Here is a 22,578-nt window from a genome sequence, read left to right on the forward strand (position 1 = left end):
CAGCCAGTGCTAAAAATGCATAGAATGCGGTTAATTACCAAATATCAATAACTTAATAACCAATAGTATGCATATTAATTGCATAATTAGTGAATAAATATCCGAACCGCCGCCATTTACGACAGATTAATTAGCAGAATTATGCAGAAGTAAAATAAAATATTGCTTTTGTGATCGGTAATAACATTTGTTGTTAAGAAAATAGTGAACAAGCACCCTAAAAGAGCACCTCGCCCCGAATAAGTGCCATACAGGCGAATACTGTTATAGGTATTAATTACATTTCTGTTTCTGTTATAGCTAACATTTCTGTGGTTCACTGAACCCTCTTCTACACTTGTTCTGTTACGGCAAGGAGTCCTCCTGCCACAGGAAGCTTATTAATGATTAATTCGAGGTGGCTATGTTCGGTTTAGACGCGTTCGAACTGGCAAGGATACAATTCGCGTTTACGGTATCTTTCCACATTATTTTTCCGGCGATTACCATCGGCCTGGCCAGTTTTCTGATGGTGCTGGAAGCGTTGTGGCTAAAAACCCGTAATGAAACCTGGCGCGATCTCTATCATTTCTGGTTGAAAATTTTCGCTGTGAACTTTGGCATGGGCGTGGTATCGGGGCTGGTAATGGCCTATCAGTTCGGTACTAACTGGAGCGGCTTTTCCGCCTTTGCCGGCAGTATTACCGGCCCGTTGCTGACCTATGAGGTGCTGACCGCCTTCTTCCTCGAAGCGGGTTTCCTTGGCGTGATGATGTTCGGCTGGAACCGTGTCGGTCCGGGCCTGCACTTCTTCTCAACCTGTATGGTGGCGCTGGGCACCCTGATGTCCACCTTCTGGATCCTCGCCTCCAACAGCTTTATGCACACGCCGCAGGGCTATGAGGTGGTAAACGGCCAGCTGATCCCGGCGGAGTGGCTGAAGGTGATTTTTAATCCCTCCTTCCCCTATCGCCTGCTGCATATGGCTACCGCCTCGTTCCTGACCACTGCCTTTTTTGTCGGCGCGTCCGGCGCCTGGCACCTGCTGCGCGGCAATAAAAGTCCGGCCATTAAGCGCATGTTCTCAATGGCGATGTGGATGGCGCTGATCGTCGCGCCGATTCAGGCCGGGATTGGCGATGCTCATGGTCTGAATACGCTGGAATACCAGCCGGCAAAAATCGCCGCCATCGAAGGGCACTGGGAAAACAGGCCGGGCGAAGCGACGCCGCTCATCCTGTTCGGCTGGCCCGATATGCAGGCGGAAGAAACCAAATACGCGCTGGAAATTCCGCTGCTCGGCAGCGTGATCCTGACTCACAGCCTGACTAAACAGATCCCGGCGCTGAAAAGTTTCCCGCCGGAGGATCGTCCCAACTCCACCATTGTCTTCTGGTCATTCCGCATTATGGTGGCGATGGGGCTGCTGATGGTGCTGGCGGGCGTCTGGAGCCTGGTGCTGCGCCTGCGTAAGCGTCTGTACGATCGGCCTCTGTTCCATCGTTTCGTACTGTTGATGGGGCCGTCAGGCCTGATTGCCATCCTTGCGGGCTGGTTTACCACCGAGGTAGGACGTCAGCCATGGGTGGTTTATGGCCTGATGCGCACCCGCGACGCCGTATCCCATCACGGTACGCTGCATATGTCGATCAGCCTGCTGGCCTTTATTCTGGTCTACGCCTCGGTATTCGGCGTCGGCGTGGTCTATCTGCTGAAGCTGATTGGCCGCGGTCCGCAGCCGTTTGTCGATCATCCGCCTAAAGGCGGTCCCGGTATGGCGCGCACCCCGGCCCGTCCGCTCTCCGCTGCCGACGAGTCGCTTGATGAGCATAAGAAAGATGAACTGGGAGGGATTAAGTAATGGGTATCGATCTTCCGCTGATCTGGTTCGTCATCATTGTGTTCAGCATACTGATGTATGTGGTGATGGACGGCTTCGACCTGGGTATCGGTCTGCTCTATCCGCTGGTACGGGAAAATCGCGATCGCGACGTGATGATGAACACCGTCGCGCCGGTATGGGACGGCAACGAAACCTGGCTGGTAATGGGAGGCGCCGGGCTGTTCGGCGCCTTCCCGCTCGCCTATTCGGTGATCCTTGATGCGCTGGCTATTCCGCTGACGATTATGCTGATCGGGCTGATTTTTCGCGGCGTCGCCTTTGAGTTTCGCTTTAAGGCTACCGAATCGCACCGCGCCTTCTGGGATAAATCCTTTATCGCCGGCTCCTTTATCGCCACCTTTGCCCAGGGCGTGGTGCTGGGCGCCTTCCTTAACGGCTTCCCGGTAGAGGGACGCGACTGGGCGGGCGGCGTATTTGACTGGCTCAGCCCGTTCAGCCTGTTCTGCGGGCTGGGGCTGGTAGTGGCCTATGCGCTGTTGGGCGCCAGCTGGCTGATCATCAAAACCGAAGGGCACCTGCTGCAAACCATGCGCAGGCTGGCGCGTCCGCTGCTGCTGGCGCTGCTGGTAGCGATGGCGATAGTCAGCATCTGGACGCCGCTGAGCCATCAGGCGATCGCCGATCGCTGGTTTACCACGCCGAATCTGTTCTTCTTCCTGCCGGTGCCGATTCTGGTGCTGCTGGTCTCCTGGGCGCTGTGGCGTAACGCCTGGCTGCCCGACGCCCACTATGCGCCCTTTATCCTGACGCTGGCGCTGGTATTCCTCGGCTTCAGCGGCCTCGGCATCAGTATCTGGCCGAACCTGATCCCGCCCGATATCAGCTTCCGCGCCGCCTCTTCACCGCCGGAAAGTCAGGGTTTTATGCTGGTTGGGGCGCTGTTTATTATTCCGCTGATCCTGGTCTACACCTTCTGGAGCTATTACGTGTTCCGCGGCAAGATCGATCCAGAGCAGGGCTACCATTAACCGGAGGCGACAATGTTAATGCAGCGTATGACGGAGAAAAACGTGAAGCAGCCGCTCTGGCGACGGCTGCTGTGGCTGGCGATTATCTGGGGCGGCAGCGTGCTGGCGCTGTTTATCGTCGCCAGCCTGTTCCGCCTGCTGATGAATGCAGCGGGACTAAAAGTCCACTAACCTTATCGGGGCCGCGGAAAACGCGGCCCTGCTGTTGCGCCAGCCGCGGCGCTTCCCACCAACGCTGTGGCTGCGCGTCACAAAGCCGGAGCGGCGGCGGGCGTCATCAGCTCAAAGCGATCGCGCTCCGTTTCCAGCAACATCGGCGGCTGTAGCTGTAAGGTAATCCAGTTAGAGGTTACCCGCTGCTGCTTGCTATCCTCCACCGTGACCGACAGGCGATACTGATTGCTGGCGCCTGGCGTGCTGTCCCAGGCGGGCATAATCACCGTCCAGCCCTGCGGACTGCGGTTGTCCGGCGGCGGCGTCAGGCTCAGCGCCTGCGTATCGCCCTGCCAGCTGACGGCGGTAACCGGATGGGCGGCGCGGATCTGTAATTTCAGCGGCAGCGTCTCCCCTGGGCTTAACTGCCAGGGCGGCGTCGCCAGAAACACCGACAGCGTTTTGCGCTGACGAAATTCCAGCACCGGCGTAGTGTTGCGCTCCACCAAATCGTAGCGGCTGCCGCGCAGCGAGCGCGCCTGCGCCACATTATCGGCGGAAAGCTGCTTACGCAGCGCCACGCCGGGGCGATAGTTAATGCGCATCCCCAGCTGATCCTGCGACTGCCCGCTTTCCCCCTCCTTATGCGAGGCGGTAAACGTCAGCAGCGGCACCGGCGTATAGTTAACGCCCACCTTTACCGCCAGCGGATTTTTTTCCGGACTGCCGTTATTAAACAGATCGACCCGATCGCCGAGGTACTGTTCCCAGGTTAGCGAAACGCCCAGCTGGCGATAAAACGGCAGATAGCCCTGTGTCGTGATATCGTAGCCGTGCGCCATGCGCTGCTGCTGCGTAGCGCTGCTGCTGCGCCAGCCGCCGAGCGGCGCATAGTAATTGGCCGACAGGCGCAGAAAATCGCTCCAGGCCTCGGTGCCCAGCGAAGCGCGCTGCACCCCGGAGTCGAACTGTCGATCCACCAGCGCGTTATAGCCCAGCAGCCAGTTGCCCGCCACCCAGCGCTGACCCAGCCCGGCGTTGCCTACCAGCCCGTCGCGGGTTTGCGTGACGCCGAGCTGGGAGAAAGTCAGATATTGATAATTATCCTGCCAGGGCGTCAGCAGCTGTCCGCCGCTGCCGTTAAAGTTCCCCGCCATATCTACCTGTAGCGCCAGCTGCGCCGTGCCGTAGGGAGAGAGCAGCGACTGCCCCTCGCTTACCAGCCGATCGGTCAGCTCATCGCGCAGATGATTAAACGCCCATACTCCCGCCTGCTGGCCGAAAGAAACATCGCTGGCGTTGTTACTCGCTTCACCGATGCTTTTCGCTATCTGCGCCAGGCGCGTGGAAAAGGCGTCGCTGCGATCGGGAACCGCGTCGAGGCTGGGGAGCTGGCGCTGCATAGCGCTGAAACGCGCCGGATCGTCAAACGGCGCATCCGGCACCCGACCAGGCGTTTGAAAGGCGCCGGCCTCCGGCAGCCCAGCAAGGCTGCTTAGCGTCAGCAGAACAACCAGGGATAAAGATCGATAGGTTAATAACATAGCGGCGTCTGGAATAGCTTTACCTGTCATAAGCGGCGATAAACTTCAGCTAAGTCCCTAGCTTAGCATAATTGTGAGCACGATCATGATTTCACCGCGAATGATAAGGGTGGTAAAACGGATGCTTATTTACCGACAGAGGATAATTTACTTGCGAAATAAAAAGTGACAACGTCACCAAAAGGGCGTGATTTTTATTGTTCAACGCCGGCTGGCTGACGTTAACCCGCCGCGCATCTGTAAATTCTGAAAGTTTTCCCCTGCTGCGTCACCGTATCAGCGCGCTTTTCGCCCGACGGCGCGCGCTTTTTTCGCGCGCCAGATTAAGCCCGCCTTGCGCGCCCGGCCCTGGCTATACTTCGCAAAGGCCGGCCGGCGCTGAAGCGCCGCGGCGCAGGCTATCAGAGGTCGCGGCTAACATGAGAAACCAGGACGCGCAATAGTTTGAATTCTCAAAAGTGTCAGGTAGACTGAGTCAGGTTTTATCTTTCTGTAAATCTGAGCAATTTTTCCAGCCAGCCGCGTCACAGAACGGCAAGCGTCAGGCTTGCCCGCCGCGTTTCTGCGCTACCCGGTCTGGCATTTGTCCAGATAACCTGATGAGATCGTGAGGATCAAAGTGAAAATTCGTTTCGCGCTGACATTGCTCGCTGTGTTGACCGTCGCTGGCTGCAAACCGCCGGCGCCGCCCCTTACTGACGATACGCTGGTCAGCAGCACCGTCAACGGCGTGACGCTGGTGCATCGCTATGCGGTTAATACGCCCGCCGAATTTACGCCGGTGAATGAAACCTGGCGCGCGCTGTACGACGCTTCGGTGATGACTTCGCCTGACTACGGCGGAAAAGTGGTGCGTCATCTGGAAAACGGCAAACCCTTTCAGGTACTGGGTAAAGTAGAGCATAGCTGGCTGGCCATCGCCGATGTCAATGAAGAACAGCTTATCGGTTACGTGCCGCTGAAGGCTGGCGTGGCCGCCGAACGCTATGAGGAGACGCTACGCAACGATCGCCCGCGCCCGCGCCGCGCCAGCAAACAGGTTTGTGTCGATGTCGGCGGCACCAGCAAGGCCTGCCGTAAAGGAAACACCGCGACCTGGATCCTCGATTAAGCAACGTCTGCCGCGTAACGGTCGGCAGGCTTTCCCAACGGCGCTGAGGTTGGGGTATTTTCAGTCTGGAATAATGTAATTCAATGACGCCTGTAGATGTCGCCCGTGACGCACACAGCACGAGCCCTGAAAATATGTTACTGACAGCGGCCGCCCCGCTGTTGAATGCCATCGTGCATATTCGCATGGCCGCCACCCATGACGACCCGGTCGGCCTGCGTCTGCAGCTGACAGACGAAGTGCGTCAGTTTGAAAACCGCTGTAAACAGGCCGGCCTGCCGTTTGAAACGCAGATCGCCGCCCGCTACTGTCTGTGCAGCGCGCTCGACGAGGCGGCGGCGCAGACGCCGTGGGGCATTCGCGGCGTCTGGTCGGGCAATGGCCTGCTGGTAACCTTTCACAATGAAAGCTGGGGCGGCGAAAAGGTTTTCCAGCTGCTCTCCCGCCTGTCGCAAACGCCGGCCCAGCATCTGGCGCTGCTGGAAGTTATTCATTACTGCCTGCTGCTCGGCTACGAGGGCCGCTACCGCGGTATGGAAAACGGGCGGCAGCAGCGCGATATCATCTGCACCCGCCTGGGCGAACTGATTGCCGAAACGCGACAAAATGATGAACAGTTCGACAGCGTTACCGTAGAAGCCAGACCGCTTACCAGCCATTTCTGGCGCCCGCCGGTGCCGCTCTGGGCCTGTCTGGCGGTTACGGCGCTTATCGCCAGCCTGGTTTACAGCGGCCTTAACTGGCGGCTGGGCCGGCAGGCGGAGCCGCTGCTGCGCGCCATTTATCAGGCGCCGCTGCCGGTAGTGACGTTGTCACGCAATGCCGCGCCGCCGCAGTCGCTGCTTAATCTGCGCGAACGCCTGAGCGATGAGCTGGCGGCCGGAGAGCTGGAGGTAAGCGACGGCCCCTTCGGCAGTAAAATCATTCTGCCCGCCGATCGGCTGTTTAATAGCGGCGCCACGGCGCTGAATGACAAAGGCCGGGCTCTGCTGACGCGCGTCTCCGCCGCGATGCAGGATATTCAGGGGGCGGTACTGGTTTCCGCCTATACCGATAATCGCGCCATCCATACCAGCCGCTTCCCCTCCGGCTATGAGTTCTCGCTGGCGCGCGCCAGAGCGATCGGCGCCCTGCTCAGCCGCCAGCTGCCCGCAGGCAGGTCGATAAAGGCCGAAGGCCGCGGCGACAGCGAGCCGCTGCTGCCCAACGATAGCGCTGAAAATCGCGCCCGTAATCGCCGCATTGAAATTACGCTGTTTGCCGTGCCGATGCCGGTTAGCGCTGCGCAGAAGGAGACGCCGCAATGAAAAAGGTCTGGCCGCAGCTGTTTACCAGCCGCCTCGCCTGGGGATTTATCAGCATCAGCGCTTTCGCCTGCCTGGTATGGATCGCCGGCCCGCTGCTGAACCTTAACAACAGCCGCCCGCTGGAGCCGGCGTTTAACCGCCAGCTGGTGATTGGGCTGGGCTATTTTCTCTGGATACTGATGCAGCTTATCCCGCGGCTGTATAAGGCCTGGTTTAATACCCGCCTGCTGACGAACCTGCAGCAGCAGGCGGCCATCGATCCGGCGGAGCGGCAGGCCACGGAAACGATGCTGGCCGATCGCTTTAACCAGGCCATTACGCTGTTGAAGAAAACCCAGTTCGGACGCCGCCGCGGCAACCTCTGGCAGCGCTACAGCGCCCCCTGGCTCTATCAGCTGCCCTGGTATGTGATCGTCGGCGCGCCGGGCGCCGGCAAGACCACCGCCCTGCTTAACTCCGGGCTGGAGTTTCCCCTCACCGACAGCCTGGGAAAAGGCGCCATTCGCGGCATCGGCGGCACGCGCCACTGCGACTGGTGGTTTACCAACAGCGCCGTACTGCTTGATACCGCCGGACGCTATACCCTGCAGGAGAGCCAGCGCGCCCGCGACGCCAGCGAATGGCAAACCTTTATCACCCTGCTGAAACGCTATCGGGCGCGTCAGCCGGTCAACGGCGTTATCATGACCATCAGCGTCGCCGATCTGCTCAGCGACGCGCCTGAGGCGCGCTATGCGCAGGCCAACGCGCTGCGCCAGCGCATGCAGGAGCTGCATCAGTATACCGGCATTCATTTCCCGGTTTATATCATGGTGACCAAGACCGATCTGCTGAAAGGCTTTATGAGCTACTTCGCCACGCTTGATAAACCGCAGCGCGATGGTATCTGGGGCTTCACGTTCCCCTGGGAGCCGAATCGCGACCGCAGTTCCGCGCTGAGCGCCCGCTTTGAGCAGCAGTTTACCCTGCTGCAGCGCCAGCTGCACCGTGAGGTCGCACAGCGCATGGCGCAGCAGAATGACCTGATACAGCGCGCCGACTGCTTTCTTTTCCCCCAGGAATTCGCCTCGCTGCGCCCGCTGCTGGCAGAGTATCTGGAGATCGTTTTCGCCCCGGTTGGCGGCGCGGTTGCCTGGGCGCCGCGCGGCCTGTTCTTCACCAGCGGCACGCAGGAAGGGCTGCCGTTCGATCGCATTATGGGCCAGCTGACGCGCAAACTGCAGTTGCCGCGTACCGGCGAGCATTCCATCGCCGCCTGGGATAGCGTTAATCGCGCCGCGCCGATTCCGGGTAATAAAGGGCAAAGCTATTTTATCCGCCGCCTGCTGAACGATTTGATCTTTAAGGAGAGCGGCCTGGCCGGCAGCGATCGTCGCTGGGAAGAGCGCAACCGGCTGCTGCACTGGATCGGCTATGGCGCAATGGCCGCCGCGCTGCTGCTGGCCTGCGCGCTGTGGCTGACCAGCTATCTGCAAAACCAGCGCTATTTACAGCAAATTGCGGCACGGGTTCCACCCTTGACGCATCAGGGTTCAGAACTTGCCCGTCAGAATACCGGCACCATTTTCGATCTGCTACCCTATCTGAACAGCCTGGTAAAGCTGCCGCAGGTTGAAGGCTTTTCGCTCGACAGCCCGCCGCCCACCATGCGCGCCGGGCTTTATCGCGGCGATCAGGTGAGCGATGCCGCCTGGGTGCTGTATCAGAACGCCCTGAAATCGCTGCTGCTGCCGCGCGTGGCGCAGGAAATAACGCGAATTTTAGGCAGCGATAACGGCGAAGATAGCGAGTTCAGCCGTAACGCGCTGCGCGCGTATCAGATGCTTTATCAGCCGCGCAGCTATGACGGCGAATTTTTGCGCGGCTGGCTGATGCAAAATTTACAGCGCACCCTGCCGGCCAGCGTGACGACGCATGATCTACAGCAGCTTGACTGGCATCTTAGCCAGCTGCTTGACCGTCAGATCCAGTCGTCGCCTTTCGCGCGCGACAATGCGTTGATGATGCGCAAGCTGGCCGCCAGCATGCCCGACTCAGCGCGTGACGCCGCGGCGGCGTCCGCCGGGACGGCGCCTTCAGCCGGCGACCAACCGGTATCAGTGAGGTAACAGCAATGGCCGAGAAAGTAGCGCCGGGCTGGTATGGGAAACTTCCCGTAACCGGCGATTTTCTGCAGCGGCGGCTGGCTGACCGCCTGGTCACCAGCTGGTCTAACTGGTTTCAGCAGGGCGTAACGCAGTGGCATTTGCAAAATGTTTCCGCCGACGCCTTTCTGCGCGCGCCGGTATGGAACTTCGCCATTCCCGTTACGCCCGGCTTTCAGCGCATTCAGCTGGGCTGCCTGCTGCCCTCGCGCGATCGCGTCGGCCGCGTCTGGCCGCTGGTGGCGATCAAAACCTTTGCGCCGGCAGAGTGGCACCCGGCGCAGCTGAGCGTGGCCGGCGACTGGTATCGGCAGCTGGGCGCCGCCCTGCTGCAAACGGTGCGTGAAACGCTGCCGGCAGAGACGCTGGAGCAGAAACTGCTGGCGCTGGCGCCGCTGCCCGTGCCGGAAAAGGAACGCTCGGCGATTATGGACGTGATCGGCTATCAGGATCAGCCCTGTACGCTGAGCTGGCGCGACGTGGCCGAACGCTTCAACCCGCAGCATTTTATCAGCTACTGGTGGAGCAACCGCAGCGACGGCTTTCCGCACGCTACCCATAAGCACAGCGGCATTTTAAACGCGCAGCTTTTTTCCCTGCTGTTTAACCCGGCGGCAGGCGCGCCGCCGGGACGTAACGGTCTCTATCCGCCGATGTTTGAATAGCGCCTTTCGCGCCGTTTTTTTGATGCAGGAATCATCATGCGATTTACTATTGTGCAACAGACATGCGTGCCCCATCAGACGGTCGATTTCTTACCGCCCGGCGGCACTATCGGCCGCAGTCTGGGCAACGATCTGGTTCTGCCGGACGAGGCGCGAGCGATTTCACGTCTGCAGGCGGTAGTGCATGTCTCCGCGCAGGGTGAATGCCGCCTGACCAATCATGGCAGCGTGACCAGCGTGGTACTGAACGATACGCCGCTGGAGCGCGACCGGCAGGTGACGCTTCATCATGGCGACCTGCTGACCATCGGCGATTATCAGATTGTCGTCACCGATCCGCTGCGGGAGACGATAAGCGAAAATCTCGCCAGTACGCTCGATCCGCTGTCGCTGTTTCAGCCGCGCAGCGACGCGCCGGATCCGCTGGGCATGGCGCAGGAGGAGGCGCCGCTGGCAACCTCCACGCTGGAAACCTCACCGGAAAACGTAAGTCAGCGCAGCGCTCCGCACAGCGCCACCCGACTCGATATCGATCCGCTGCCGCGCGATCAAAGCGAACGGGCGGAACCGCCGCCGCGCTGCAGCGATGAAAAGCTGATTCAGGCGCTGCTGGAAGGCATGGGGCTGGAAAAGCATGGCGACGAAGCCCTGACGGAAGAGCAAATGCGCATGACGGGGCGGATACTCAGTCTGTTCTCGCAGGGCACGGTGGCGCTGCTCTCCTCGCGTTCGATTCTCAAACGCGGAGTTAAAGCGGAAATGACCATGATCCTGAACGAGGCGAACAACCCGTTTAAAATCCTGCCTTCCGGCAAAACGGTGCTGATGCAGATGTACCAAAGCCAGATGCCCGGCTTTATGCAGCCGGAACAGGCGGTGCGCGATGCGCTGGTAGATTTGCAGGCGCATCAGCTGGGTATGATTGCCGGTATCCGCGCGATTATTGCCGCCATGCTGCAGTCGTTCAACCCGCAGCGGCTGGAGGATAACGCGCGTCAGGAGGGGCTGCAGTCAAAAATTCCGTTAACTCTCTGCCGCAAAGCGGCGCTGTGGGACTACTTTATGCGCAGCTATCAGCATACGGCCGGCGAGCTGGAGGATGATTTCCATTCGCTGTTCGGCGAGGCGTTTTTACACGCTTACGATATGGAAGTGAACCAGTATAAAGATTCGCAAACCAGAACGGATAACGAATGAATATCGCCTTTGCCGTAACCTCGCAGCAGGGCGAGCGTCATAATAATCAGGATCGGGTGGGCCATCTGCTCAACGACCGCAACGCCTGTTTTGTCGTCTGCGACGGCGTGGCGGGGCTGCCCGGCGGCGAACAGGCGGCGCATATCGCCTGCGACACGCTGCTGGATACGCTGGCGGGCGGCGCCTTCAGCATTCAGCAGAGTCGCGAAGCGGTAGAGAAAAGCGCCCGCGCCATCTATGAGGCGCAGCAGATTAATCCGAAACTGCAGCGTATGAGCACCACCCTGGCCGCGCTGTTTATCGATCGCGCCCAGCAGCTTGCATGGTGGGCGCACGCTGGCGACAGCCGTATTTACCACTTCCGCCGCGGCTACCTGCATCAGGTAACCCGCGATCATAGTCTGGTGCAGCGCATGCGCGATGCAGGTTATGAAAATTCCGGCATTAACAGCAATTTACTCTATAATGCGCTCGGCGCTGAAGCGATGCGCGAGGCCAGCTACAGCGAGGTAACCACGCTGGAGGACGGCGACGCCTTTTTAGTGTGCAGCGACGGTTTCTGGCTACATCTGGCGGTGCCTGAAATGGAACAGGCGCTACGCATGGTAAACAGCTGTCAGGAGTGGCTCATCCTGATGCAGCAGGCCATCGACAGAGCCAGAAAAAACGATAATTTGAGCGCGGTCGCCGTTTGGGTCGGTTCGCCTCAGGAAACCACCCTATTACAGTCACTGGCTGATTCGGCACGCCTGCTGCCGCCTCGCGATTGATATCCAGGAGCATTATGAAATACTGGTTGCCCGGCGTTATCACCCTTTTGATGGCTTCTGCCGCCAGCGCAGAAGATTATCGCGTGGTCTACTCCCCCAGCATGGCGCTGGAGGTGTTTATTGACAACGTGGCCAGTAATGAGCCGCAGGACTGGTGTAAAGAGACGCTGCATCTGCGCATCGTTTCCGGCGAAAGCAAAACCTCCGACGTGTTAACGACATTTTTACCACGCGTCGGTACGCTGCTGGCCAATCAGTGTGGAAAATTGCAGGAGCTGCCGTGGGAAATGACCGACGGCAAGGGGGCGGCGCTGGCCAGCGGCACGGCGGTGAAGATGCAAAACTGGCGCCCGGTGATTACCGCTGACGCCACCGCCGCCGCAGATGCCGGCAACGCGGCCCCGCTGGATCTCTCCCGCCCGGCCAACAGCGAACCGCTACAGCATTTTGAGCTGCCGGGCGGCTGCCATTTCCGCACCTGGTGGGATGATAACGGTCAGTCGCTGTTTATTCCCGATAGCCGTAATCTGAGCTGCTCAACCGAAGGCTGGCTGGAAGGCGCCAGCGAACTGACGCTGGTGAACGCCGGTAAAGCCCGGCCGATAGCGGTTAATTTCTGGCAGGGCTATCCCCTGACCGGTATCAGGCCGGTGGATAAAACGCTGAACGCGGTGAGCATCAATAATCAGCGTATCGTGCTGGCGAAAGATGATGCGCCGGAAAGCTGGCTGCTGTTGCCGTTTGACAACCAGCTGCACGTCTGGCGGTTCAGCGGCACGCTGCTGGTAAAAATGGATAAGGATGCGGCGCAGAACCTGAACACGGTCAGAGAACGCGTTAACAAAGCGCGTAAGGCGTGGACAAGCCAGCTGCCTGCCGGGCAGAAGATCACCGTAATGCTGGTGGATGCACTGCATGCCGATCTCGCCGATCCGGCGATTGGCGCGTACCGCACCTTAAATTAAACGCAGGCGTGCGCCTGCAGAATACAGGCCGTAAACGCTCAGAGAGTGGTAACTATGTCGGCAAATGAAGAACAGAGTATGGTGGTTGGTGCCCTACCGGCGGGCCATCGCTTCAACGAATTTGAAATTCAGGATGTTATTGGCGGCGGCGGCTTCGGCATTGTCTACCGCGCGTGGGATCATTTGCTGGAGCGGACCATCGCCATAAAGGAGTATATGCCCGCCTCGCTGGCGGTGCGTAACGACGACCTGTCGCTGGGCCTGCGCAGCGAGCGTTTCAGCAAGCTGTTTAACGCCGGCCTCGGCAGTTTTATTCAGGAGGCTCGCCTGCTGGCGCGCTTCAACCATCCGGGTCTGCTGCATGTGCTGCGCTTCTGGGAAGAGAACGGCACCGCCTATATGGGCACGCTCTGGTACAGCGGCATGTCGCTTAAAGCATGGCAGCAGCAGCATGGCGACGCCATTAATGAAGCATGGATCCGCCAGCTGCTTCCGCCGCTGTTCGGCGCTATCAGCACCATTCATCAGGCCGGCTATCTGCATCGCGATATTGCACTCGACAATATTCAAATTCAGGAAAATCAGCTGCCGGTGCTGCTTGATTTCGGCTCGGCGCGCAAAGAGATCGGCAACCTTTCCGATGAAACGGAAATCATGCTGAAGCCCGGCTACGCGCCGATTGAGCAATACAGTGAAGAGAGCGACAGCGATCAGGGGCCATGGACCGATATCTATGCGCTCGGCGCGGTGCTGCATACGTTGATTACCGGCAGCCCGCCTCCGGCCAGCGTGGTGCGCTGCATTGAGGATCACTATCAGCCGCTGGCGCAGCGTCAGCCGGAAGGGTATTCCCTGGCGCTGCTGCATGCGGTCGATCGCGCGCTGATGATGAAGCCGGCCGATCGCCCGCAGTCAATTGATGAGCTGGCGACGCTGGTTTCCCTGCCGGTAAGCGATGTGCAGACGCTGGTCAGCGCGGTCAGCGCCAGCCAGGAAAAACAGGAAAAAGCGCCTGAGCCGGAGCCTACGCAGCCCGCGGAACCGGTAGTGATGGCGGTTAACCATGGCGCCGCCAGCGCGGAGCCGGTAACGTCGCGCACTCCGCGACGTCTCTCGCTGCCGCTGATTTTGCTGAGCGGCGGCGCCCTGCTGGCGGTAATCGCCATTGCCGCGCTGCTTAACGGCGGCGATAAACCTGACGCCGGGAAGATGACGCCCGGCGCCGTCACGCAGGCGCCGCAGAACCGCGTGAAACCAGGACCGACGCTGGCCACGGTTTACCTGCGCCTGCGCAGCAACGAAACGGTGAAGCTTAATGGAGAACGGCTTGAAGTCAGGCCGAGCAATAACGGCTATGCGGCGCTGAACCTGGCCGCCGGCAGTTATCTGATTGAGGTGCAGCAGCAGGATGGCGTGCATAAGCAGAAGCTGGAGATTAACCGCGCCGGAACATGGCTGATTAATCCAGCGCGCGCCGACTAGCGGCCGGAACAGGGCTGATTATCCAGCCCGCGCCGGCCCGCGGCTGGGATATGGCCGATTATCCAGTCCGTGACGGCCAGTGGCCGGAATATGGCGATTAATCCAGCGCGCGCCGACTAGCGGCCGGAACAGGGCCGATTATCCAGCCCGTGACGGCCGGCAGGTTGTGGCATGCCGTCGCAAGGCGGCATCGCACGCTACCCCTGCATGCGGTGATGACCAATCTGCAGTTCGCGCACCTGCCGCGCCAGATCGACCAGCGCCGCATCCTCCATTCCGCGCCGGTTAAGCTCCTGTTCCAGCGAAAAAAGATACTGCGCGTTGGTGCCCAGCGGCCCGCTGGCGCGCGCAATCAGCGGCGCGATGGTGTGCGAGCAGCTATCCGCCTCATAATGGGGATGACGCGGATCCATAATAAATACCAGCGCCGTTACCCGCCGTCCATCATCCAGCGTCAGTTCGCGCCAGCTCGGCAGATAGCAGCCGGTAATCATCTCTCGTTTCCACAACAGCTCCAGCTCTTCCTGTAAATGCGTATCCGGCAGGCGGTAAGCCAGACCGCTGGTGCTGCCGCCCTCTTTCAGCGCCAGCATGCGTCCGGGCTGCTGCGCCGTGCCTCTGCCAACCGTCAGGCGCAGACAAAAGGCGCGATGCCAGCCGTGGAGCGTGGCGGCGGCGATCTCCTCCGCCTCAAATACCGGATTCCACATCAGAGAGCCATAACCAAAAATCCATACCGGCCCACGATCGGGCCGACAGGCCAGCGTTGCCGCCAGCGAGGCGGCGCGCTGCTCGCAGGTCCATAACAGCGACGCTTCAATGTCGCCAAAAGCGGTTTTACAATCTGCCTTTAATAAAAATTCGCGTGTTAACAACCCTGCCTCCTCAACCACATCTGCACGTCCCGGTGACGATCGGGCGCCTTCCTGACGCCAGCTGGTGGCCCGCACGTCGTTTCGTCAGTTCTGGTCAACCTGCTTATCAAGGCGATCGGCTACTATGTGAAACCGATCACAAAAGAGATGGTGCTATAAAAAGCATCGGCGATTCAGAGCAGGACTTGAGTGATTTAAGGGAAATTTTTTGCAGAAAGATGCGCTGGCTCACGTTCACCAGCGCCTGATGCCGCACGTAGCGCTACGGCTCTCGTGCGGCAGCGGCCGGCTATTTTTTTTCATGCCAGCTGTCGTCGTCGCCTTTGGCATATTTGCTTTTTACTGCAGCCCAGGCCACTTTGTGCGCCACCTCCTCTCTGCTTTCATCGCCACGACGCTCTTTTTTATCTTTATATTCATCCCAGGCGCTGTTAAACGCGGCCTGATAGATATCCTGCGCATGGGCCGGCAGCACGTTTTTTACGTTATCGGGCAGATCGTCTCTGGTTTTATACGGCATATCTCCTCCTTTTTCGTTAGCTTAAGTGTGGCTCAGCGCGGTCGTTTCGCCAGCCGCACGCCGTCGGTTTGAATAAGGCATAGCATTGTTGCCGCGGTTTTAGCAGCAAGGTTTAGCGGCGAAAATCAGCGTTTAATGCATCATTGCCTTGAAAAATTTATACGTTAAGCGCTTATTTTTAAAAATTAATTACAGTGAAAACTGCCATATTTGCCCTTCATGGCGGTAATTAAGCTCGCAGGTAAAATAAAGTAAAAAAAGCTGCAGATTTTTCTGGGCTGACTACACTGTGCGCGCCGGGAAAAATCATAATCAGACTTAACCTTTAGCCATCCGCAAGCGGATTTGTGTAATAAAGGATGAAGTAACAGACAGGAGAACCGCGCCTATGGGTGCCCATGACAGCAAGAAAACCCGCCATACCGAGTACTCGCTTTTCTTTCCGCTGGCTGCGCTGGCCGTTCTCTGGCTGTATGGCGACGCTACCTCGATGCCGTTGGTTATCGCCATCAACCTGCTGGCGCTAACGGGGATTCTGAGCAGCGCCTTTAGCGTTGTGCGGCACGCTGACGTACTGGCGCATCGGCTGGGCGAACCTTACGGCTCGCTGATCCTGAGCCTGTCGGTAGTCATACTGGAAGTCAGCCTGATTTCGGCGCTGATGGCGACCGGCAGCGCGGCGCCGGCCCTGATGCGCGATACGCTTTACTCAATTATTATGATCGTTACCGCCGGGCTGGTCGGTTTTGCGCTGCTGCTGGGCGGGCAAAAGTTCGCCACCCAGTATGTTAATCTGGCCGGCGTTAAGCAGTATCTGATCGCTATTTTTCCGCTGGCGATTCTGGTGCTGGTTTTTCCTAACGCGCTGCCGAACGGTAATTTTACCACGACGCAGGCGCTTATTATTTCCGCTATTTCGGCGGCGATGTATGGCGTGTTTCTGCTTATTCAGACTAAAACGCACCAGAGCCTGTTTGTTTATGAACATGAAGATGACGGCGACGATGACGATCCGCATCACGGCAAGCCCTCCGCGCACAGCAGCCTGTGGCACACCATCTGGCTGCTGGTGCATCTGGTCGCGGTCATCAGCGTCACCAAGATGAACGCCAATCCGCTGGAGCATCTGTTGACCGAGCTGAACGCACCGCAGCAGTTTACCGGCTTCCTGGTGGCGCTGCTGATCCTCTCGCCGGAGGGGCTGGGCGCAATTAAAGCGGTGCTGGCTAATCAGGTACAGCGCGCCATGAACCTGTTTTTTGGCTCAGTGCTGGCCACCATTTCACTGACGGTGCCGACGGTAACATTGATCGCCGCCCTGACCGGACAGGAGCTTATTTTCGGCCTTGAGCCGCCGCATATGGTAGTGATGAGCGCGGTACTGATTCTGAGCAATATTTCTTTTTCTACCGGACGTACTAATGTGCTGAACGGCGCCGCGCATCTGGCGCTGTTTGTCGGCTATCTGATGACGATTATGCTGTAGGCGCCAGCGTTGCGGCGAAAAAAAAGCAGCGGATTAAACCGCTGCTTTTTTATTGCCGACGTTTGATGATTAGCTGCTGGTATCCAGCGCCGGGAAGCTTTTCACCAGATCGTCAATCGCTTTCATCTGCACCAGGAAAGGTTCCAGCTTATCCAGCGGCAGCGCCGAAGGGCCGTCGCACTTCGCGTTAGCCGGATCGGGATGCGCTTCGATAAACAGACCGGCAATCCCGACAGCCATACCGGCGCGCGCCAGCTCGGCAACCTGAGCGCGACGTCCGCCGGAAGCGGCGCCGAACGGATCGCGCGTCTGCAGCGCGTGCGTCACGTCGAAGATTACCGGGCTGTTGTTGGTCACTTTCTTCATCACGTTGAAGCCGAGCATATCCACAACCAGGTTGTCATAACCGAAGTTAGCGCCGCGGTCGCACAAAATCACTTTATCGTTGCCGCCTTCAGCGAATTTCTCAACGATATTGCCCATCTGCCCAGGGCTGACGAACTGCGGTTTTTTCACATTAATCACCGCGCCGGTTTTCGCCATCGCCTCAACCAGATCGGTCTGGCGTGCAAGGAAAGCGGGCAGCTGAATAACATCAACCACTTCCGCTACCGGCTGCGCCTGCGCCGGCTCATGCACGTCGGTAATGATTTTTACGCCGAAAGCCTGTTTCAGCTCCTGAAAAATTTTCATCCCCTCTTCCAGACCAGGGCCGCGATAGGAGTGAATAGAAGAGCGGTTCGCTTTATCGAAGGACGCTTTAAATACGTAAGGGATGCCCAGCTTGTTGGTTACGTTGACGTAGTGTTCGCAAATGCGCATCGCCAGATCGCGCGATTCCAGTACGTTCATTCCACCAAAAAGCACAAACGGCAGATCGTTAGCGACCTGAATATCACCGATACTGACAACTTTTTCTTTCATGCCTTCGCCTTTTTTATTGAAGGGATAACGCCGCTTAGTGCAGCGTCACCTGTTTTTGTTCAATAGAGTGAATCTGAACCTTAATCATTTCACTTACCGGATCTTCCGGGCACTGCTCAACAAAATAGATCAGATCCGTCAGGGCAATATGCTCGCACTCCAGCTGCGCATAAATCAGGCCCCGATCGCGAATTTCGTAGGGATCGTCGGGATCGATCTCCAGCAGCAGATTACAGACGTTCAGCGCCAGCTCCATATGCTTCTCTTCCATCAGCGCCGTTTTCAGCGTATCCAGCATTTTACGGATAACGATCGAAGGCTCCGCTTCGTCGAGATCTTCTTCATACAGCTCTGCCGTCGGGCTGATGTTGCCTTTCAGCCAGACCTCCAGCGTATGCTCGCTCAGGGTATCGCCGTTAAACGGATTGATCAGCCACATCTCACCATCCATCCAGTCTGCGCGCAGAATCAGCTGGGTAGGGAAAATTACCGGCATCAGCGGCAGATCGAGCTGCTGCGCGATATGCAGCAGTACCACCCCCAACGAGACGGCGGTGCCCCGGCGGGTGTTCAGCACGTTATCCAGCCAGAGCACCTCAGAAAGTTTATAAACGCCGCTGGCGCCGCCGAATTTCCATTGTTTATAAAACAGATCCAGCAGCATCTCCAGCTGAAGATCCGGGCCGTTCGCCGATGAAACATAGGCGCGGGCTTCATCAACCAGCGCCTGCAGCTGTGCGTTGACCGCATCCGCCGGAAAATCGTGGCGAATAGCGCGTGACGTAGCGATAACCGCTTCGCATAGCGGCGCTTCGCTAAAATTGATATTTGCTACTGATATCATACAATCCCCAAAAGCGGCAGTTTGGTGACGGCCAGCTTAATAATGATGCCCAGCATCGCCAGCGCCACGATAAAGGCAGTCCAGCGTACTTTAGCCTCACGCGGACGGCGGCCAAAAGCCACGACGCCCAGGGCGACATAGATAATAACGCCAAACAGCTTTTCCGTCAGCCAGTTACCCTGCGGCGTAAACGGATAAAAATGCGTAATCATCATCAGGCAGATGCCGGTAATGAACAGCAGGGTATCATTGATATGCGGTACGATACGTACCCAACGATGCGTCATCATTGCCGATCCGCTTTGCAGCCAGATAAAGCGCAAAATAAACAGCGTTACCGTCACCGCCACGGTTAGCAAATGAAGATGTTTAATCACGCCGTAGTAGCCAGCCATGATGCTCTCCCTGTTAATATAAGGCGCAAGTCACGCGATCGTGACCCGCGTAGTCCTGGCAGGTGGTCGCTGCCTGGTAGTGATGGGCGGTGAAAATATCACGCACCGCCTCTCCCTGCTGCCAGCCATGCTCCAGCATCAGCCAGCCGCCAGGCAGCAAATAGCGACGCGCCGCCTGGACGATATGGCGAATATCCGCCAGCCCCTGCTCCGCCGCCACCAGCGCGCTGAGCGGTTCGAAACGCACGTCGCCCTGCTGCAGATGCCGATCGGCGGCGTCGATATAGGGCGGATTGCTGACAATCATCGCAAACCGCCGTTCGCCGATGGCGCTGAACCAGTCGCTGTGCAGAAAAGTCGCGTTGGCGATGCCCAGCCTGCGCGCATTATGCTGCGCCAGCGCTACCGCCTCCTCTACGCGATCGACGCCCAGCAGCCGGCAGTCGGGACGCTCGCTGGCCAGCGCCAGCGCTATCGCGCCGCTGCCGGTGCCTAAATCGAGAATATCGACCGCCTGCGCCGGCAGACGCGCCAGCGCCTGCTCTACGAGAACTTCGCTATCGGGACGCGGGATCAGCGTTACCGGCGAAACGGCCAGCGGCAGCGACCAGAATTCGCGTTCGCCGGTCAGGTACGCCACAGGTTCGCCGCGCGCGCGCCGCGCCAGCAGCGCATCCAGCTGCGCCAGCTGCGTCGCGCTCAGCGGCGCGTCATCGAAGGCGATCAGCCAGCTGCGCGGCTTACCGGTGACAAACGACAGCAGCACTTCCGCATCGCGTTTTGGGCTTTCTCCGCCGCGCAGCGTGGCGCAGGCCGCTGTTAACCAGCTGCGTATCTCCATCAATCCTGCCCGGCAAGCGCAGCCAGCTGATCGGCCTGGTGCTCCTGCACGATGGGCTCAATCAGCATATCGAGTTTTCCTTCCATCACTTCGTCCAGCCGGTAAAGCGTCAGGTTAATACGGTGATCGGTAACGCGCCCCTGCGGAAAGTTATAGGTACGGATGCGATCGGAGCGATCGCCGCTGCCCAGCAGGTTGCGCCGCGTGGACGCCTCTTCCGCGTGACGCTTCGCCATTTCCGCCGCGTGAATACGCGCGCCCAGCACCGAAAGCGCCTTGGCTTTGTTTTTATGCTGCGAGCGTTCATCCTGACACTCCACTACGATGCCGGTCGGCAGGTGGGTGATACGAATCGCGGAATCAGTGGTGTTAACGTGCTGTCCGCCCGCCCCGGAGGAGCGGAAGGTGTCAATTTTCAGATCGGTCGGGTTGATCTCCGGCAGCTCTGCTTCCGGCAGCTCCGGCATCACCGCAATGGTGCAGGCGGAAGTATGGATGCGTCCCTGGGATTCGGTTTCCGGCACGCGCTGCACGCGATGGCCGCCCGATTCAAATTTGAGCCTGCCGTAGGCGCCTTCGCCATTGACGCGGGCGATCACCTCTTTATAGCCGCCGTGCTCGCCTTCGCTGGCGCTGACGATCTCAACGCGCCAGCGCCGCGATTCCGCGTAGCGGCTATACATGCGGAACAGATCGCCAGCGAAAATAGCGGCTTCGTCGCCGCCCGCGCCCGCGCGCACTTCGACAAAGCAGTCGCGCTCGTCGTCAGGATCTTTCGGCAGCAGCAGCAGCTGTAGCTGCTGTTCCAGCTGTTCGCTTTGCGCACGCGCGGTTTTCAGCTCGTCCAGCGCCATATCGCGCATTTCCGCATCGCTGAGCATCTGCTCGGCGGTAGCGATATCCTCCTGCACCTGCTGCCACTGCCGGAAGCACTGACTGACATCGGTTAGCTGGGCGTATTCACGCGACAGCGCGCGGAAACGCTCCTGTTCGGCGATGACGCCGGCATCGCCGAGCATCGCTTCCACCTCTTCGTGGCGCTCCTGCAAGGCTTCCAGTTTGGCAACAATAGAAGTCTTCATCTGGTATGGTTTACCTGTATTGGTATAGGAATTATCTAGTCCAGCCCAAGGCTGTCACGCAGGATCTGCAGGCGTTCGCTGTCGCCGTCGCGGGCAGCCTGCTGCAGGGATTTGGTGGGGGCATGAATCAGGCGGTTAGTTAGCTTATGGGCCAAATCGTGCAGCACCTCCTGTGCGTCAGCGCCCTGCTGCAGCGCGGCAAGCGCCTTCGCTTCCAGCTCTGCGCGGATTTGTCCGGCCCGGTCGCGATAGTCGCGAATGGTTTCAACAGCACTCTGCGCGCGCAGCCAGGCCATAAATTCGCTGCTTTCCTGCGCGACGATAGTTTCAGCCTGCACCGCTGCCGCCTTGCGCTGGGCCATATTATTTTCAATGATCGCCTGCAAGTCATCCACGCTGTAAAGATAGGCGTTGGCAAGCTTGCCGACTTCCGGCTCGACGTCGCGCGGTACGGCGATATCCACCAGCAGCATCGGCTGATTACGGCGCGCCTTCAGCGCCCGCTCCACCATACCGCGCCCGATAATCGGCAACGGGCTGGCGGTGGAACTGATGATGATATCCGCTTCCGCCAGCCGGCTATCGATCTCCGCCAGGCTAATCACTTCCGCGCCCACCTCGTCAGCCAGCAGCTGCGCACGCTCGCGGGTGCGGTTGGCGATAATCAGTTTCTGAACGTTATGCTCGCGCAGATGGCGCGCCGCCAGCTCAATGGTTTCGCCGGCGCCGACCAGCAAGACGTTAACGGCAGCAAGGGATTCAAAGATTTGTCGCGCCAGGGTACAGGCGGCGAAGGCGACTGAAACGGCGCTGGCGCCGATGTCGGTTTCCGTACGCACGCGCTTGGCGACGGAGAAGGTTTTCTGAAACATGCGCTCCAGTTCGCTGGAGAGCGAATGGCCGCGCTGAGAATCGGCAAACGCTTTTTTCACCTGCCCAAGAATCTGCGGCTCGCCCAGCACCAGCGAATCCAGACCGCTGGCGACGCGCATCAAATGGCTGACGGCGGCATTATCGTGATGCCAGTAGAGGCTCTTGCGCACCTCGTCTTCGCGCAGCTGATGATATTCGCACAGCCACTGCACCAGACGCTCATGCAGGTTCTCCTGCTCTTCTACGCTAAGATAGAGTTCTGTGCGGTTGCAGGTGGACAGCACTACGCCCCCCTGCACCATGGGCTGCGCCAGCAGGCTGTTTAAAGCCTCGTCCAGCGTATCCGGCGAGAAGGTAACTCGTTCGCGTAAGGCAACGGGTGCCGTTTTATGATTTATTCCGAGAGCCAGCAGCGTCATGGTGAATCAGATCGGGTTATCCCAATGTTGTTGGGGTTTTATGGTGCGCATTCTACAAGATGCGGGAGATCAAGAAAAGCCATACAAAGACTATGACTGTAATAAGATATAGCTGATAAGACTGAATTTTG

Annotated in this window: 21 protein-coding genes; 12 read left to right on the forward strand and 9 right to left on the reverse strand. The window is 58.7% G+C overall.

Going from position 1 to position 22,578, the window contains the following annotated elements; genetic code table 11:
• Positions 1-403: 403 nt before the first annotated feature.
• From FKM52_RS00850 to FKM52_RS00860, 3 genes are read left to right on the forward strand one after another with little or no spacing between them, the layout of a single operon-like run.
• Positions 404-1,840, forward strand: a complete 1,437-nt coding sequence (locus tag FKM52_RS00850) for a cytochrome ubiquinol oxidase subunit I (protein WP_141174310.1) — start codon at positions 404-406, stop codon at positions 1,838-1,840.
• Positions 1,840-2,850: a cytochrome d ubiquinol oxidase subunit II gene (gene cydB, locus FKM52_RS00855; protein WP_141174311.1), complete on the forward strand. Its 1,011-nt coding sequence runs from the start codon at positions 1,840-1,842 to the stop codon at positions 2,848-2,850. The genes FKM52_RS00850 and cydB overlap by 1 nt, the downstream gene beginning before the upstream one ends.
• 18 nt (positions 2,851-2,868) lie before the next feature.
• Positions 2,869-3,021, forward strand: coding sequence for a DUF2474 domain-containing protein (locus FKM52_RS00860; RefSeq protein WP_220446287.1), 153 nt, complete (start codon positions 2,869-2,871; stop codon positions 3,019-3,021).
• 77 nt (positions 3,022-3,098) lie between these two features.
• Here FKM52_RS00860 and FKM52_RS00865 read toward each other — a convergent pair whose 3' ends face one another.
• Complete coding sequence (locus FKM52_RS00865) at positions 3,099-4,547, reverse strand: YchO/YchP family invasin (RefSeq protein WP_141174313.1); 1,449 nt, start codon at positions 4,545-4,547, stop codon at positions 3,099-3,101.
• A 619-nt stretch (positions 4,548-5,166) separates the two neighbouring features.
• On the opposite strand from FKM52_RS00865, the gene FKM52_RS00870 reads away from it, so the two are divergent.
• The 8 genes from FKM52_RS00870 (at position 5,167) to FKM52_RS00905 (ending at position 14,188) form a co-directional block, all read left to right on the forward strand.
• Positions 5,167-5,658 carry an SH3 domain-containing protein gene (locus tag FKM52_RS00870; RefSeq protein ID WP_141174314.1) on the forward strand — a complete coding sequence of 164 codons (492 nt, stop codon included), beginning with the start codon at positions 5,167-5,169 and terminating at the stop codon, positions 5,656-5,658.
• 83 nt (positions 5,659-5,741) lie between these two features.
• Entirely contained in the window at positions 5,742-6,965 is a 1,224-nt protein-coding gene (icmH, locus tag FKM52_RS00875) for a type IVB secretion system protein IcmH/DotU (RefSeq protein WP_141174315.1), read from the forward strand.
• Complete coding sequence (tssM, locus tag FKM52_RS00880; RefSeq protein ID WP_141174316.1) at positions 6,962-9,073, forward strand: type VI secretion system membrane subunit TssM; 2,112 nt, start codon at positions 6,962-6,964, stop codon at positions 9,071-9,073. Before icmH ends, tssM begins: the two co-directional genes overlap by 4 nt.
• A gap of 5 nt (positions 9,074-9,078) precedes the next feature.
• Entirely contained in the window at positions 9,079-9,774 is a 696-nt protein-coding gene (tagF, locus tag FKM52_RS00885) for a type VI secretion system-associated protein TagF (protein ID WP_141174317.1), read from the forward strand.
• Positions 9,775-9,810: 36 nt separating this feature from the next.
• Complete coding sequence (tagH, locus tag FKM52_RS00890; RefSeq protein ID WP_141174318.1) at positions 9,811-10,971, forward strand: type VI secretion system-associated FHA domain protein TagH; 1,161 nt, start codon at positions 9,811-9,813, stop codon at positions 10,969-10,971.
• A complete protein-coding gene (locus FKM52_RS00895; RefSeq protein WP_141174319.1) occupies positions 10,968-11,741 on the forward strand; it encodes a PP2C family protein-serine/threonine phosphatase in 774 nt (257 codons plus the stop codon). The genes tagH and FKM52_RS00895 overlap by 4 nt, the downstream gene beginning before the upstream one ends.
• Positions 11,742-11,755: 14 nt before the next feature.
• The gene (locus FKM52_RS00900; protein WP_141174320.1) at positions 11,756-12,706 is read left to right on the forward strand and encodes a hypothetical protein; all 951 of its coding nucleotides are present in this window, start codon (positions 11,756-11,758) and stop codon (positions 12,704-12,706) included.
• Between the two features lie 54 nt (positions 12,707-12,760).
• The gene (locus FKM52_RS00905; RefSeq protein WP_141174321.1) at positions 12,761-14,188 is read left to right on the forward strand and encodes a serine/threonine protein kinase; all 1,428 of its coding nucleotides are present in this window, start codon (positions 12,761-12,763) and stop codon (positions 14,186-14,188) included.
• Positions 14,189-14,385: 197 nt separating this feature from the next.
• On the opposite strand, the gene FKM52_RS00910 is transcribed toward FKM52_RS00905, so the two are convergent.
• A complete protein-coding gene (locus FKM52_RS00910) occupies positions 14,386-15,063 on the reverse strand; it encodes a gamma-glutamylcyclotransferase (RefSeq protein WP_141174322.1) in 678 nt (225 codons plus the stop codon).
• A gap of 289 nt (positions 15,064-15,352) precedes the next feature.
• Positions 15,353-15,583 (reverse strand): putative cation transport regulator ChaB, encoded by a 231-nt coding sequence (chaB, locus tag FKM52_RS00915; protein ID WP_141174323.1) that lies wholly within the window; start codon positions 15,581-15,583, stop codon positions 15,353-15,355.
• A gap of 388 nt (positions 15,584-15,971) precedes the next feature.
• Here chaB and chaA point away from each other — a divergent pair, with 388 nt between their 5' ends.
• Positions 15,972-17,069, forward strand: a complete 1,098-nt coding sequence (chaA, locus tag FKM52_RS00920) for a sodium-potassium/proton antiporter ChaA (RefSeq protein WP_141174324.1) — start codon at positions 15,972-15,974, stop codon at positions 17,067-17,069.
• A 69-nt stretch (positions 17,070-17,138) separates the two neighbouring features.
• Here chaA and kdsA read toward each other — a convergent pair whose 3' ends face one another.
• The 6 genes from kdsA to hemA are packed head-to-tail and all read right to left on the reverse strand — an operon-like array spanning position 17,139 to position 22,447.
• A complete protein-coding gene (gene kdsA / locus FKM52_RS00925) occupies positions 17,139-17,993 on the reverse strand; it encodes a 3-deoxy-8-phosphooctulonate synthase (protein ID WP_141174325.1) in 855 nt (284 codons plus the stop codon).
• 34 nt (positions 17,994-18,027) lie between these two features.
• Complete coding sequence (sirB1, locus tag FKM52_RS00930) at positions 18,028-18,837, reverse strand: invasion regulator SirB1 (protein ID WP_141174326.1); 810 nt, start codon at positions 18,835-18,837, stop codon at positions 18,028-18,030.
• Positions 18,834-19,232, reverse strand: coding sequence for a SirB2 family protein (locus tag FKM52_RS00935; RefSeq protein ID WP_141174327.1), 399 nt, complete (start codon positions 19,230-19,232; stop codon positions 18,834-18,836). The genes sirB1 and FKM52_RS00935 overlap by 4 nt, the downstream gene beginning before the upstream one ends.
• A gap of 13 nt (positions 19,233-19,245) precedes the next feature.
• Positions 19,246-20,073, reverse strand: coding sequence for a peptide chain release factor N(5)-glutamine methyltransferase (gene prmC / locus FKM52_RS00940; protein ID WP_141174328.1), 828 nt, complete (start codon positions 20,071-20,073; stop codon positions 19,246-19,248).
• Positions 20,073-21,155 (reverse strand): peptide chain release factor 1, encoded by a 1,083-nt coding sequence (gene prfA / locus FKM52_RS00945; protein ID WP_141174329.1) that lies wholly within the window; start codon positions 21,153-21,155, stop codon positions 20,073-20,075. The genes prmC and prfA overlap by 1 nt, the downstream gene beginning before the upstream one ends.
• 35 nt (positions 21,156-21,190) lie before the next feature.
• Complete coding sequence (hemA, locus tag FKM52_RS00950) at positions 21,191-22,447, reverse strand: glutamyl-tRNA reductase (RefSeq protein ID WP_141174330.1); 1,257 nt, start codon at positions 22,445-22,447, stop codon at positions 21,191-21,193.
• Between the last annotated feature and the right edge of the window lie 131 nt (positions 22,448-22,578).

The sequence above is a fragment of the Mixta tenebrionis genome, assembly GCF_006517625.1.
Classification (GTDB): Bacteria; Pseudomonadota; Gammaproteobacteria; order Enterobacterales; family Enterobacteriaceae; genus Mixta; species Mixta tenebrionis.

Bases quoted from the DNA above. Each gene is read 5' to 3' on its own strand.
- FKM52_RS00850 (WP_141174310.1), top strand. From the start codon at position 404: ATGTTCGGTTTAGACGCGTTCGAACTGGCAAGGATACAATTCGCGTTT.
- cydB (WP_141174311.1), top strand. From the start codon at position 1,840: ATGGGTATCGATCTTCCGCTGATCTGGTTCGTCATCATTGTGTTCAGC.
- FKM52_RS00860 (WP_220446287.1), top strand. From the start codon at position 2,869: ATGCAGCGTATGACGGAGAAAAACGTGAAGCAGCCGCTCTGGCGACGG.
- FKM52_RS00865 (WP_141174313.1), bottom strand. From the start codon at position 4,547: ATGTTATTAACCTATCGATCTTTATCCCTGGTTGTTCTGCTGACGCTA.
- icmH (WP_141174315.1), top strand. From the start codon at position 5,742: ATGACGCCTGTAGATGTCGCCCGTGACGCACACAGCACGAGCCCTGAA.
- tssM (WP_141174316.1), top strand. From the start codon at position 6,962: ATGAAAAAGGTCTGGCCGCAGCTGTTTACCAGCCGCCTCGCCTGGGGA.
- tagF (WP_141174317.1), top strand. From the start codon at position 9,079: ATGGCCGAGAAAGTAGCGCCGGGCTGGTATGGGAAACTTCCCGTAACC.
- tagH (WP_141174318.1), top strand. From the start codon at position 9,811: ATGCGATTTACTATTGTGCAACAGACATGCGTGCCCCATCAGACGGTC.
- FKM52_RS00895 (WP_141174319.1), top strand. From the start codon at position 10,968: ATGAATATCGCCTTTGCCGTAACCTCGCAGCAGGGCGAGCGTCATAAT.
- FKM52_RS00900 (WP_141174320.1), top strand. From the start codon at position 11,756: ATGAAATACTGGTTGCCCGGCGTTATCACCCTTTTGATGGCTTCTGCC.
- FKM52_RS00905 (WP_141174321.1), top strand. From the start codon at position 12,761: ATGTCGGCAAATGAAGAACAGAGTATGGTGGTTGGTGCCCTACCGGCG.
- chaB (WP_141174323.1), bottom strand. From the start codon at position 15,583: ATGCCGTATAAAACCAGAGACGATCTGCCCGATAACGTAAAAAACGTG.
- chaA (WP_141174324.1), top strand. From the start codon at position 15,972: ATGGGTGCCCATGACAGCAAGAAAACCCGCCATACCGAGTACTCGCTT.
- kdsA (WP_141174325.1), bottom strand. From the start codon at position 17,993: ATGAAAGAAAAAGTTGTCAGTATCGGTGATATTCAGGTCGCTAACGAT.
- sirB1 (WP_141174326.1), bottom strand. From the start codon at position 18,837: ATGATATCAGTAGCAAATATCAATTTTAGCGAAGCGCCGCTATGCGAA.
- FKM52_RS00935 (WP_141174327.1), bottom strand. From the start codon at position 19,232: ATGGCTGGCTACTACGGCGTGATTAAACATCTTCATTTGCTAACCGTG.
- prmC (WP_141174328.1), bottom strand. From the start codon at position 20,073: ATGGAGATACGCAGCTGGTTAACAGCGGCCTGCGCCACGCTGCGCGGC.
- prfA (WP_141174329.1), bottom strand. From the start codon at position 21,155: ATGAAGACTTCTATTGTTGCCAAACTGGAAGCCTTGCAGGAGCGCCAC.
- hemA (WP_141174330.1), bottom strand. From the start codon at position 22,447: ATGACGCTGCTGGCTCTCGGAATAAATCATAAAACGGCACCCGTTGCC.